The following is a 12,017-nucleotide window of genomic DNA, read 5'->3' as shown; positions in this document are numbered from 1 at the left end:
GTTCACCTGCCTTCCGTCATCCGCGCGATCGCGGTACCCGCGTGCACCAGGATCAGGTCGTTGACGCTGACCCGATCGAGCATCGCGCTTTCCACCCATTCCTCTCCGGCAGCACTGCGTACCAGTGCCCGCCCACCCCGTTCGGCGGGTGGGATCACGACTTCGGCCTGGCGGCCTTCGTCGCTGCAGGTGACACAGGATTGCCCGGTGTCTTCGGGCTCGGCCGTGAGCAGACCGGGATGTTCGAAGCACACGTGGGTGAGTTCCCAGAGCAGGTGGTAGATCAGGACGAACCGGCCGGTGGCCGGGACCATCGGGTCATCGGAGTCCACCCACAGAATGTGGTGGGCGGCGCCGGCCGGTGGGCGCGGGCCGCAGCCGATCCACAACGTCGTGACACCCCAGGCGCCGGCCCGCCGCATCGCGTCGACCGCGGCCGGCTGATCGGCCGACGCCACGGCCAGGAGCAGGTCTCCCCGCTGACTGGCCACCCGCACCTGGGCCACCGGATCGGGCTCGACCAGAGCGACCGAGGGCAGCGCGCGCTTGCCGACGATCACCGGATGGACGAACTCGACGGCCACGTGATGGGCGTGCGGCTCCCATTGGGGCGCAATCACCCAGAGCGTGGCACCGTCGTGGAACTTCCGGGCCACGTCGAGCGCTGCTGCGGCGATATCGGCGGCCAGATCCTGGTCGACGAGATGGGCACCCGGCGGCCCGGTGGGGGTGGTGATGGTCGGTGTCGTCGTACTCATGGTCGACCTCCTGTGTTCACCAGGTTGAGGGTGGCGCGGGTGGCATCGGCCAGCGCCGAGGTCTCGTCGAGGGTCAGCGTGTCGCACACCCAATCCCAGTGCGCGGAAACGGTATCGCCCGGCCTGGGCACGCCGGTGAGGGATTTCCCGTCGCGGCTCCACCGGATCCGTTCGGCGACCGGCTCACCGATCGTGAGCACGTCGTTGTCCAGTATCAACGGGCCGGACTCGACCACCACGTGCTCCGCTTCGACCGATCTGACCGTGCCCCATCGGATCCGGCAGTTCTGCAGCACCCGCAGCGCCGTGTCCGGATCCCGGTCCAGGAACCGAATCCACGGATAGACGACGAACACGTGGAAGCTGTGATGTGCCAGCACATCACCGGGACCGGCTGTGGTCACGGTGGCGAGCCGGCCGGTCACCTGCCCTTGGAACGCCTTGCGCAGTTGGGTGAGCAGGACGCTCGGATCCGCCCGCGCCAGCAGAGGCCCGCCCACCCAATAGCTGCGAACGACGTCCGCGTCCAACGGGTCGGCGCCGGTTGCCTCGGCGATGGAATGTAGATACGGCCAGGCCCCGTCGAATTCGCGTGCCCGTGAGGCGAGCTCGTCCGGGTCGTCCCCGGGCCGGGCCGCGGTGTCTGCGGGGCCGCAGTAGCCGAGCTCGTTGGGCGGGAACGCATACCGGGCGAACAGCTGGTATCCCGCGGGCAGGTGCCGGGTCGGCGGTGCGGTCATGGCGTCACCCCGCATTCCCGACCAGCAGTTGGCCCAGCGCGATTCCGCCGTCATTCGGCGGCACCCGGCGGTGGGTGATCACCCGGAGGCCGTGTTCGCGTAGCCCGGCCAGGGTGAGGCCCAGCAGCAGCACGTTCTGGAAAACCCCGCCCGACAACGCCACCGGCTGACCCGGGTAACCGTGCGTCTCCGACAGTTCGAGCGTCAACCCGACGATGAGTGCGGCGACGGCGCGGTGGAATCGAGCGCCGATCACCGCCGGTGGCACGCCGTCCCGCAGGTCGCCGATGATCGCCGCGAGCACCGGAGCCGGGTCGATGATGATGGGTGCCGCGGCGCTGTCCCGCGCGAACTCGTACTGGCATGCGCCCGTCGCGGTGTGCCGTGAGATCCCTTCCAGCTCGATCGCGGCCTGCGCCTCGTAGACCACCGTCTGCCGTACCCCGATCAATGCGGACACCGCATCGAACAATCGGCCCATGCTCGACGTCGCAACGCACCCGGCTCCGGTCGCCAGTTGATGTGTCAGGGCGCGGCGTTCGGCAGCGGGGCACGCGCGGACCGGCGGCAGGTCGGCATCCCATGGCAGCCCCGCCGCCCACAGATGTGAGAGCGCCATCCGGTAGGGGCGCAGCACGCTCACGTCGCCACCGGCCAGCGGTACCTGGGCGAGGTGGGCGACCCGGGTGAAGCCCTTGTAGTCGGCGAGCATCACCTCGCCACCCCACACCGTGCCGTCGGGGCCATATCCGGTTCCGTCGAAGGCGAATCCGAGCACCTGCTGCGTACCGTCCAGGCCGTGTTCGGCCATCACCGCGGCGATATGGGCGTGATGGTGCTGCACCGTGCGTACCGAGTGGGACCGGGCTTGGCGATGCGCCCAGTCGCTGGACCGGTACCCCGGATGTGCGTCGCAGACCAGGGTTTCGGGTTCGACGCCCGTCAGTGCCTCCAGATGGCGGACCGCGCGCTCGAATGCCGACAGCGTGGCGAGGCTGTCCATATCACCGATGTAGGCGCTCAGCCAGGCGTACTCGGCCTCGGCCACGGCGATCGTGTTCTTCAGATCGGCGCCGACCGCCAGGGTCGGCGGCACCGCGGCCGGCAGGGCGACCGGCAGCGGCGCGTACCCCCGGGACCTGCGGATGGCCAGCTCGTCGCCGCCGGCGACTCGGACCACCGAATCGTCACAGGGCACCAGGATCTCGCGGTCGTGCATCAGCCATCCGTCGGCGATCAATGACAGTCGCGCCACTGCATCGTCATCGGAGAAGCAGATCGGTTCACCGCTGAGGTTGGCCGACGTCATCACCAGCACAGTGGGGCCGGGAGTGTCACCGGGGAGCCCGAACAGCAGGGCGTGCAGCGGCGTGTAGGCGAGCAGGATGCCCAGGTCCGGGTTGCGGGGTGCGACCGCTTCGGAGACCCGGGCGGCCGACAGCCTGGGTACGAGCACGATCGGCCGCTGCGGTCCGCACAGCACACGGGCCGCGGTGTGATCGATCTCGGTGATCTCACGGGCGGTGGCCAGGTCCGGAACCATCACCGCGAACGGTTTGTCGCCGCGGCGCTTCCGCCGGCGAAGTTCGGTGACCGCGGCGGTGTTCTGCGCATCGCACGCGAGGTGGTAGCCGCCGATACCTTTGACCGCGAGGGTCGCACCGTCGGCGAGTAGCCGCCTGGCGCGCCGCAGCGCGGCCTCACCCACGAGCGTTCCGGAGTCGTCCCGCCATCGCAGGCTCGGGCCGCAGGCCGGGCAACACACGGGCTGCGCGTGGAACCGGCGGTCGGCCGGGTCGGCGTACTCACGCGCGCATTCGGCGCACATCGCGAATCTCGCCATCGTGGTCGCGTCGCGGTCGTAGGGCAGCGTGGCGATGATGGTGAACCGGGGCCCGCAGTTGGTGCAGTTGATGAACGGGTGGCGGTACCGGCGGTTCGACGGATCACGTTGTTCGGCAGCGCATTCGGCGCACATCGCCACGTCAGGAGAGGCCAGCGTGCGGCCGCCGCCGGCCCTGGAGGTATCGGCGATCGTGAATCCGGTCCCGCCGGCTACGGGCATCGGCCGGGTTTCGATGGATTCGATCACGGCCAGGACAGGGGGGTCGGTGCGCAGCCGGTGCAGGAACGTCTCGAGATCGCCGGTTGCACCTTCGATCTCGATCACGGCGCCGGAACAGTCGTTGCGGACACAGCCGGTCAGCCCGAGCGCGGCCGCGGTGGTGTAGACGAACGGCCGAAAACCCACGCCCTGGACGACTCCGTGCACGCCGATGCGCAACCGGCGCCGCGCGGTCACGGTGGCGCCTCGGCGTCGCGGCCCCTGCCCAGCAGCTCCAGGCCTTGCATCGCGGCGTCGGCGCCGGCGTGGTCGGTCTTCTCGACCGCGAAACCCATATGGATGATCACCCAATCGCCGGGGACGAACGTCTCCTCGGGCAGCATGCCGACGTTGACCTTGCGGTGCTCGCCCGCGACGTCGACGAGCGCGAGCTGGCCGCCGTATCCCGGCAGCATCCGGACCACCTGGCCGGGGATTCCCAGACACATGACTCAGCCCTCCCTGACCGGGGCCGACAACCGGGCCACCGCGGCTTCGACCGCTGCGACGGCACCCGGGACTGCGGCCGCAACGGGTTCCGAGAGCCCGATACCGTCGGTCACCGTGGCCACCTCGCAACCGACGACGACGGTGTAGGGCGGGCTGCCGCCCAGTGCCCGCACACTGGCGAACACCGCCGCCGGGTCCATCGCATGTGCGTCCAGACCCGAAGTGCTCGACAGACTTTCCTGGTCGGCCTCGAACACGTGCAGTGCGCCGGGCCGGTCCCGGCAGGGCAAGGCGTCGACAAGGACGAGGGAGTCCCAGCCGTCGAGCAGGTCGTAGGCCAGGTGCACACCGCGAATCCCGTAGTCGCACAGCCGGACATCCGGACCGGCGAGGTTCGGTGGCAGACGACTCATCACCTCGGGACCGAATCCGTCGTCACCGAGAAAGATATTGCCGATGCCGGCCACCAGAACTGAGGACGTGATCGCGCTCCTGCCTACATCCGGCGCATCTTCAGGTAGCGCTTGGCATCGGGGATAGACCGAACTCCGACCATGACCCCGGCGACCACCACCGCCGCGACGGCGATGACAGCGATCCAACCCACAACTTCCATCTCGAACTCCTCTCACTGTGGCAGTGGCTCGACTTCGTCGGCGGCGAAGTACAGGTAGCGGCCATACCACTCGTGCAGATCAGCGGCGGGGTCGTCATCGAGCACGACGCCGATATGCCGCTCGCCGTCGACGTCCTCGTGAACCGAGGCCACCTGTGCGGTGCGGTCGGCGAAGAAGATGTCCTGCGCGTCGGCGCGTCGGGACGGGTGCAACCGCACCCGGCTGCCGCGGGACACCCGCACCCCGTTGATCAGCACCGCGTCGATGCCGGGATCAACAGCGTTGTCGGCCGAGGGGTCCCACCAGTCGATGCCGTCAGGTATCTCGGGAATCAGGCCCGGACTCGCGGCGTGCGGGTCGCGTAGGACGCCGTGCAGATCGAGCATCGCCTCCGGCGACATCGAGTCACACCGGTCGATGATCGCCGCCGCGCGGGAATCGGTGGCCCGGGCACTGGCCTTCTCCTCATCGGTCATCGTCATGACCCGCAGGGTGAGGATCTCGTCGATCTCGCACGAGTCGAACAGCTCGCCCTGGCTCTGCTCGGCGATCTCCGGATGGTCGTAGAGGATGATCGGCGAGACGAGCATCAGATCGTGTGTGCCCGGCCGCCCGGCGAGCACCGGGAAACACCGGTGCTGCCGGCAGCGCGATGCGGCCGCGGCCGCCGACTCGTCCGGCTCCAGCAGCGAGACGAATTCGCCGCCGGTCACCTCTGTGATGAGGTGGGCACCGATCAGTGACACCGCGATCGCGTCGTCCCTGTCGTACACCGGTGCGGCACAGTTGCATACCGACATCGTGAGCCGGACCAGGCCGTCGTCGGATTCGGCACGGACCGTGAGCTCGCCACGCAGACCGCGACGGTGGCGAACGATCCGGCCACCCTCGACGTTCTCGATATCGGTGCCCGCATCGATGACGATGGGCAGCAGCTGCGGAGCCCTCAGGTCACGGATGTCGAAGGGGCCGAACGTGATCTGCTGTTCCACCGCCTCGTCCCAGCTCAACCAGGACCGCCCCGCCGCGACGAGTTCTCCGACGGGCTCGAAGGTGCCGTCGCCGCGGCGACGTTCGGCAGACCGGCGTTGCAGCTGCAGGAACCGGACCGTCACCGAGATCTGTGGGTTCCCGGCACCGCGGACCAAAAGCTGTGCCGACATCAAACTTTCCTCACCGACGCCGTTGCGCTCGGCATCGGTCGGACCGAGTACACCGAACTGCCAACGGCACTGATTCTTGGCCGAGTTCGCCCGGTACGGGTAGAGCAGATAGCCCTCGTAGAGGACCGCGTCGGCCACCGCGCGGACCCGATCCAGATCGGCGCTCATCGGATCTCCTGCTTTGCCAGCAGCGTGTCGATCGCCTCGTCGAACGACAGCATGCCCCACCGGGTCTTGTAGGAGACCAGCTCGTCGAGCGTGTCCTGGCCGAGTCGCAGCCACCCGGTGTTCGGAAAATGCTGTGCCATCAGCTGTCGCCACACGGTCACCGGCATGTCGTACACGTCCTCCCGGTCCCACGGGATCTGCTCGACCGCGAACCCGTGGGTCCCCGGTGTGAAGACGGTGCCGCTGAACAGGAATCGCAGCGGCACCGACCCGCCGCGCAGCGCGTGCAGATACTTCGCCGCCGCGACATCGAAGTCATAGGTGCCGGTCAGCGGGAGTTCGACCTGGGTGCTGCCGGTGAATCCGGGCACCATCGCGGTGCTGTGCTGCCACAAGAAGGTGTGTTGCGTCATACCCCAGCGGTTGCGGGGGCCGAACAAGTCGAGCAGTCCGGCGGCTTCTTCGTCGGTGTAGTTGCGCCGGCCCGGTTCGATACGGACCTGGCAGCGCAGCGCTACCGCATGCACCGGGATGGCACCGGCGGTGGTGATGGCGATTCGGGCGGTCAGGATCGGGGTCACCGCGTACGGTTCGGGCGCCATGTCGAGGACCGTGAACGTGAGATCGCTCATCGCGTCACCACCGCGCTGCGGTCGATGAGGCCTGCGAAGAACTCGTCGATGTAGTTACGCGACTCCTGGCCACCGTCGAATCCGCGCCACAACAACCGCAGCCGTCCCACGAACTCGTAGCAGGCGTCGATCGGCACCACATGGCATGTCGGTGGCTGGGTTTCGTCGTCGGGGACACGCACCAGCAACGCCTCGGTGTCCTCGGCGATCAGGTCCACTCTCGGATCGGACCGTTTTACGGTGGCCCAAGCATCCAGTGGCAGTTCGGATTCGGTGGCCCCGGCGGGGCCCGGATAGAACGCGACCACGCGTCCCAGTGCCGAGTTGACGAAGAAGAAGGCCAGGCCGACCGGGATCTGGAGGGTCTCCCAAAGGGGTCGCCCGAGGGCGAAGTCGTCGAACCTCAGGTAGCGGTCCGGAATGGCGCGGTAGTGCAGCTGGGCGTGGCTGTCGGTGAACAGCAGATAGCAGCCGCGACACACGCACATCAGTTGGCGGCCTGCGACATTGACCACATGCTGATGAGGTTCGGTGATCGGTTCGGCGCACATGTCGCAGCTCTCGCCGTTCCGCTCGGGTGCAGTCGTCGTGGCGCGGATGCGGGCCAGCACATCGATGGGGCCGGTCACGACGCGACCTCCTCGGCCAGCGCGATCGAGTACACGCCGTCGCGCACCAGCAGCGGAACAGGCTCCAGATGCTCGCCGCCGCAGCCGGCCCCGGCATGCACCACGTCGAAACCGGAACCGCAATACGGACAGTGCAGTACGGCGCCGGCCAGCGTGGCGCCGGCCAGCCCGCGGGTGCACTTCGGGCAGCGATCCCGGTAGACGAACAGCTGCGCACCGATCCGGCAGGCCAGCACCGCGCTGCCGGCGACCGCGAATCCGCCGACCTCACCGGCAGTCAACTCGTCGATCGCGGGAACCGGCTGCCAGGCGGCTGGGCGATGCCCCTCGGGATGCACCCGGGCCAGCAGGGACTGCGCCGGGATCAGATTCGGCGCCGGGCTGTCGGCCACGACGTCGATCGACGTGATTTCCGGTGCGGCCGCCCGGATCGCATCCTCGATCGTCAACTCGAGCGTGGCGGCCGACGATGGGCAGCCCCTGCAGCTCCCGGTGAACCGCAACCGCACGACGGGGCCGTCAACCTCGATCAGATCGACATCGCCACCGTGGGATCCGAGGTAGGGGCGGACCTTGTCGAGGGCGTCAGCGATCCGACGGTGCACGGGATGCGGATGCAGCCCGTGCACCAAAAGCAGACTGGCGACGAGACTGTCGGCGGCCGCCACCTCAGCGAGCTCGGCGGAGTGGTTGGTGGCGATGCGCAGCAGCCGCGCCAGTGCCGCGCCGTAGAGGTCGGTGAGCTCCCGGATGAGTTGTTCGGCGTTCTGCAGCGCGCCGGGACCGCCGGCCGCGCTGGCGTCCAGCAGGGCCTCGATCCGATCACCCGCTGTGCGCCATCGCGTGTCGTCTTCCGGATGGTCCGGGACCGGCGTCTGAGCGGGCGGCATGCGTCATTCCCCGGTGGCTGCTTGGGTGGGGGAGTGCAACAGTTCCAGTGATTTTCCCTCGCCCAGATACATGTGGACGCCACACGGCAGGCACGGGTCGAAACTGCGCACCGTGCGCATCACGTCGATGCCCTTGAAGTGCTCCCGGTCGTTCTCCTCGAAGATCGGCTGGCCCTGTACCGCATCCTCGTACGGCCCGGGCGTGCCGTAAGAGTCGCGGGGACTGGCGTTCCACGGGGTCGGCGGATACGGGTGGTAGTTGGCGATCTTGCCGTCCCGGATCACCATGTGATGGCTGAGCACACCACGCACCGCCTCGGTGAACCCGCACCCGATGCCCTCGTCGGGAACCTCGAAGCGCTCCCAGGTCTTGGTGCGGCCGGCCCGGATCTCGCCCAGGGCCTGCTCGGCGAAGTGCAGTGCACACGCCGCGGCGTAGGCCTGGAAGTAGGTGCGGGCCCGATTGCGTTCGATAGTGTTGCTGCCCTGGGGCGGAATCTTCCATTCGAACTCGACGGGTCCCCGCAGGGCGGTCTTCGGCAGGTTGATCTGCACACTGCTGCCGGTGGCTTTCACGTAGCCGATGTCGACGAGCCCGGCCAGCGCGGTGGACCACATCCGGGCCAGCGCGCCACCACCGGTGTCCAGTGCCAGGTGGTCCTTGCCGTCGTACCACCGCGGCGACATCACCCAGCTGTAGCTCTCGTCGAAGTCCCGCTTCTGCGGCCGGGGGTTGGTGTGCTGGTTCCACGGGTGCCGCCGGTCGATCGGATTGCCCAGCGGATCAGTCCTGACGAACATCTCCTGATCTGACCAGTCCTCGTAATAACTGTGGCCCAACAGAATTCGGATTCCCAAATTGATGTCCACCAAGGAATGGGTGAGCAGCTTGCCGTCCACGACGACGCCCGGGGTGACGAACATGGCGTCGCCCCAGCGCTCCATGTCCTTGTAGGCGAAGTTGCACACCGCGGGGTCCTGGAACGAGCCCCAGCAGCCGAGCAGGGTCCTGCGCAGGCCGACCTTGTCATAGCCGGGGAGCGCCTCGTAGAAGAAGTCGAACAGGTCGTCATGCATCGGCACGACCTTCTTCATGAACTCGATGTAGCGCATCAGCCGCGTCATGTAGTCCGTCATCAACTGCACGGTGGCGCTGGTGCCGATGCCACCGGGGTACAACGTGGACGGATGGACATGGCGACCTTCCATCAGACAGAACATCTCGCGGGTCCAACGGCTGACCTGTAGCGCCTCCCGGTAGAACTCGCCGGTGAACGGGTTGAGGGCACGCATGATGTCGGCGATCGTGCGGTATCCGTGGGCGTCGGCGTGGGGCGCGGCGGTGTTCTCCGCCTTGGCCAGGACGCTCGGATTGGTCTCGGCCACCATCTTCTCGCAGTAGTCCACGCTGACCAGGTTCTCCTGGAAGATGTTGTGGTCGAACATGTACTCGGCGGCCTCACCGAGATTGATCAGCCACTCACCGAGGTGCGGGGGCTTGACCCCGTAGGCCATGTTCTGGCAGTAGCACGAGCAGGTGGCGTGATTGTCGCCGCAGATCCCGCAGATGCGACTGGTGATGAAGTGCGCGTCGCGCGGGTCCTTGCCCTTCATGAAGATCGAATAGCCACGGAAGATCGAGGACGTGCTGTGGCATTCGACGACCTCGCGGTTGTCGAAGTCGATCTTGGTGTAGATCCCGAGGCTGCCGACGATTCGGGTGATCGGATCCCACGACATCTCCACCAGCTGACCTGGTTGGCGCTTCGCCTGTGCGGGTCCGGGAATTGTGGTCGTCATCGAACTTCTCTTTCATGGAATGCGCTGCGATACCGAAGGTGTCGATGTCCGGTGTGTCGACAGTGTTGGGCGGCAGGGGGACTGGGGCTACCAGGTGCGGGTGGCTCCGGTCTCCAGCTTCGTCCCGCGGTGGCGCCATTTGGGCTCTTTGTCGACGGTTTGTCCGGTGACGCGGCGCAGGTTGCGGATCACCGACCCGTACATCATCGACGCCGTGGTGGACACCTTGCCGCCCGGAGGCTCATCCATGAACGGCATGAACTTGTCCGGAAACCCGGGCATCGTGCATCCGATGCAGATGCCGCCGACGTTCGGGCAGCCGCCGATGCCGTTGATCCAACCCCGCTTGGGCACATTGCATTTCACTACCGGGCCCCAACAACCCAGTTTCACGATGCATTTCGGTGATCCGTACTCGGTCGCGAAGTCGCCCTGCTCGTAGTAACCGGCCCGGTCACAGCCTTCGTGCACGGTGTTGCCGAACAGCCATCGGGGCCGCAACGCCTCGTCGAGGGGGATCATCGGCGCCTGGTCGGTAGCCATGTAGAGCAGGTAGGTCAACGTCTCGGAGAGATTGTCGGGCTGGATGGGGCAACCCGGGACACAGACGATCGGAATGCCCGCCTTGCTCTTCCAGTCCCAACCCAGATAGTCGGGCACCCCCATGGCTCCGGTCGGATTGCCTGCCATGGCGTGAATCCCGCCGTAGGTGGCGCAGGTGCCCACGGCCACCACGGCCGTGGCTTTGGGGGTGAGCCGATCCAGCCATTCGCTGGTGGTCATCGGCTGATTGGTGGCGGGGTTGTTACCGAATCCGCACCAATAGCCTTCGCTCTTGAGTTGCTCGTTCGGAATCGATCCCTCGACGACCAGGACGAACGGATCCAGTTCGCCGCGGTCGGCTTTGAAGAACCAGGCGAGAAAATCGTCGGCACCTCCGGTGGGCCCGCACTCGAAGTCGATCAGGGGCCAATGGATGGCGATCTTGGGCAGGCCGGGGAGCGCCCCCAGGGCGATCTCCTCGATGCTCGGCTGGGTGGCGGCAGTCAACGCCACCGAATCGCCATCACAACTCAGACCGGCGTTGATCCACAGCACGTGGATCAGCGTCTCTTCTGCTTTGACTGCTGCCTCGGTTGGCATAGGTCACAGCTTTCCGGGGCCCGGGCTGTGAGCCCCAACGTCTCGATTCAGACGCACGCCATTTTTTCCGGCGCTGAAATTTGGGTTTACTCCGGGTGGCTAGCGTTGTCAACGGGTGGGACCTCGACGGCTGAGTCAAGCCAGCGGTACCAGGCTGGCAGTCCATCCCCCCTGGTGGCCGAAGTCGCCACGATCGTCACCCCGGGATTGACGGATCGGGCATGGCTGCAACAGGTTTCGATTTCGAAATCGACATAGGGCAGCAGGTCGGTCTTGTTGAGGATCACCAGACCCGCGGCCGCGAACATGTGCGGGTACTTCAGCGGCTTGTCCGCGCCTTCGGTCACCGAGACGACCACGACCTTGCTGCGCTCACCCAGGTCGAACAATGCGGGGCAAACCAGATTGCCGACATTTTCGATGAACAGCAGAGTCCCGGGCGCGGGATCGAGCGTCTCCAGGGCACGCCTGACCATGGCCGCATCCAGATGACAGCCGGCCCCGGTGTTGACCTGGACCGCTCGAGCGCCGGCAGCCCGGATCCGTTCGGCGTCGAGCAGGGTCTCCTGGTCGCCTTCGATAACCGCGATCGGCCGGGTGCGGTGCAGGTCGCGGATCGTGCGTTCGAGCAGAGTGGTCTTACCCGCGCCGGGCGAGCTGGTGACGTTGAAGGCCGCGATGCCGCGCTCGGCCAGCCACTGCCGGTTCTGTTCGGCGATAAGATCGTTCTTGGCCAGCACTTTCTGTTCCAGGGAGATGGTCTGAACGGACGCCTGGTGTTCGTGGCCCTGCTCATGGCCCTCGTGTTCGTGGGCCTCGTGGGAGTGGTCGTGGGGATGCGGGTGGGAATGCTGGTGCGGGTGATCGTGACCGGCGAGGGTGATGATGGCCCCGTCCTGGCCGCAGCCGCAGGTTGCGCACAT

At 67.1% G+C, this 12,017-nt stretch carries 13 protein-coding genes; all 13 read right to left on the bottom strand.

The window, feature by feature from the left end; translation table 11 throughout:
- Positions 1-2 precede the first annotated feature (2 nt).
- A complete protein-coding gene (locus JOF57_RS14255; RefSeq protein WP_209917441.1) occupies positions 3-758 on the bottom strand; it encodes a phosphoheptose isomerase family protein in 756 nt (251 codons plus the stop codon).
- Positions 755-1,498: a DUF6390 family protein gene (locus tag JOF57_RS14250; RefSeq protein WP_209917440.1), complete on the bottom strand. Its 744-nt coding sequence runs from the start codon at positions 1,496-1,498 to the stop codon at positions 755-757. Before JOF57_RS14250 ends, JOF57_RS14255 begins: the two co-directional genes overlap by 4 nt.
- Before the next feature lie 4 nt (positions 1,499-1,502).
- On the bottom strand, positions 1,503-3,800 hold the full coding sequence (gene hypF / locus JOF57_RS14245) for a carbamoyltransferase HypF (RefSeq protein WP_209917439.1): 2,298 nt from the start codon (positions 3,798-3,800) through the stop codon (positions 1,503-1,505).
- The gene (locus tag JOF57_RS14240) at positions 3,797-4,051 is read right to left on the bottom strand and encodes a HypC/HybG/HupF family hydrogenase formation chaperone (protein ID WP_209917438.1); all 255 of its coding nucleotides are present in this window, start codon (positions 4,049-4,051) and stop codon (positions 3,797-3,799) included. Before JOF57_RS14240 ends, hypF begins: the two co-directional genes overlap by 4 nt.
- Positions 4,052-4,054: 3 nt before the next feature.
- Positions 4,055-4,537 carry a hydrogenase maturation protease gene (locus tag JOF57_RS14235; protein WP_209923364.1) on the bottom strand — a complete coding sequence of 161 codons (483 nt, stop codon included), beginning with the start codon at positions 4,535-4,537 and terminating at the stop codon, positions 4,055-4,057.
- Positions 4,538-4,548: 11 nt separating this feature from the next.
- Entirely contained in the window at positions 4,549-4,668 is a 120-nt protein-coding gene (locus tag JOF57_RS31425; protein ID WP_407666572.1) for a DUF6893 family small protein, read from the bottom strand.
- A gap of 12 nt (positions 4,669-4,680) precedes the next feature.
- Positions 4,681-6,000: a hypothetical protein gene (locus tag JOF57_RS14230; RefSeq protein WP_209917437.1), complete on the bottom strand. Its 1,320-nt coding sequence runs from the start codon at positions 5,998-6,000 to the stop codon at positions 4,681-4,683.
- A complete protein-coding gene (locus JOF57_RS14225) occupies positions 5,997-6,632 on the bottom strand; it encodes a DUF6084 family protein (protein ID WP_209917435.1) in 636 nt (211 codons plus the stop codon). Before JOF57_RS14225 ends, JOF57_RS14230 begins: the two co-directional genes overlap by 4 nt.
- A complete protein-coding gene (locus JOF57_RS14220; protein WP_209917433.1) occupies positions 6,629-7,261 on the bottom strand; it encodes a DUF5947 family protein in 633 nt (210 codons plus the stop codon). The genes JOF57_RS14225 and JOF57_RS14220 overlap by 4 nt, the downstream gene beginning before the upstream one ends.
- Entirely contained in the window at positions 7,258-8,151 is an 894-nt protein-coding gene (locus JOF57_RS14215; RefSeq protein ID WP_209917431.1) for a NifU family protein, read from the bottom strand. Before JOF57_RS14215 ends, JOF57_RS14220 begins: the two co-directional genes overlap by 4 nt.
- Positions 8,152-8,154: 3 nt before the next feature.
- Positions 8,155-9,951, bottom strand: coding sequence for a nickel-dependent hydrogenase large subunit (locus tag JOF57_RS14210; protein ID WP_209917429.1), 1,797 nt, complete (start codon positions 9,949-9,951; stop codon positions 8,155-8,157).
- Positions 9,952-10,038: 87 nt separating this feature from the next.
- The gene (locus JOF57_RS14205) at positions 10,039-11,094 is read right to left on the bottom strand and encodes an NADH-quinone oxidoreductase subunit B family protein (RefSeq protein WP_209917427.1); all 1,056 of its coding nucleotides are present in this window, start codon (positions 11,092-11,094) and stop codon (positions 10,039-10,041) included.
- Positions 11,095-11,180: 86 nt separating this feature from the next.
- The gene (hypB, locus tag JOF57_RS14200; protein ID WP_209917425.1) at positions 11,181-12,017 is read right to left on the bottom strand and encodes a hydrogenase nickel incorporation protein HypB; all 837 of its coding nucleotides are present in this window, start codon (positions 12,015-12,017) and stop codon (positions 11,181-11,183) included.

The sequence above is a fragment of the Mycolicibacterium lutetiense genome (assembly GCF_017876775.1).
GTDB classification, from domain to species: Bacteria; Actinomycetota; Actinomycetes; order Mycobacteriales; family Mycobacteriaceae; genus Mycobacterium; species Mycobacterium lutetiense.
Note: the sequence above shows the minus strand (reverse complement) of the source record. Positions and strands in the feature narration are given on the sequence as shown.

Excerpts from the sequence above, each read along its gene's own strand:
- hypB (WP_209917425.1), bottom strand. The coding sequence starts at position 12,017 with ATGTGCGCAACCTGCGGCTGCGGCCAGGACGGGGCCATCATCACCCTC.
- JOF57_RS14210 (WP_209917429.1), bottom strand. The coding sequence starts at position 9,951 with ATGACGACCACAATTCCCGGACCCGCACAGGCGAAGCGCCAACCAGGT.
- JOF57_RS14250 (WP_209917440.1), bottom strand. The coding sequence starts at position 1,498 with ATGACCGCACCGCCGACCCGGCACCTGCCCGCGGGATACCAGCTGTTC.
- JOF57_RS14240 (WP_209917438.1), bottom strand. The coding sequence starts at position 4,051 with ATGTGTCTGGGAATCCCCGGCCAGGTGGTCCGGATGCTGCCGGGATAC.
- JOF57_RS31425 (WP_407666572.1), bottom strand. The coding sequence starts at position 4,668 with ATGGAAGTTGTGGGTTGGATCGCTGTCATCGCCGTCGCGGCGGTGGTG.
- JOF57_RS14255 (WP_209917441.1), bottom strand. The coding sequence starts at position 758 with ATGAGTACGACGACACCGACCATCACCACCCCCACCGGGCCGCCGGGT.
- JOF57_RS14225 (WP_209917435.1), bottom strand. The coding sequence starts at position 6,632 with ATGAGCGATCTCACGTTCACGGTCCTCGACATGGCGCCCGAACCGTAC.
- JOF57_RS14205 (WP_209917427.1), bottom strand. The coding sequence starts at position 11,094 with ATGCCAACCGAGGCAGCAGTCAAAGCAGAAGAGACGCTGATCCACGTG.
- JOF57_RS14230 (WP_209917437.1), bottom strand. The coding sequence starts at position 6,000 with ATGAGCGCCGATCTGGATCGGGTCCGCGCGGTGGCCGACGCGGTCCTC.
- JOF57_RS14215 (WP_209917431.1), bottom strand. The coding sequence starts at position 8,151 with ATGCCGCCCGCTCAGACGCCGGTCCCGGACCATCCGGAAGACGACACG.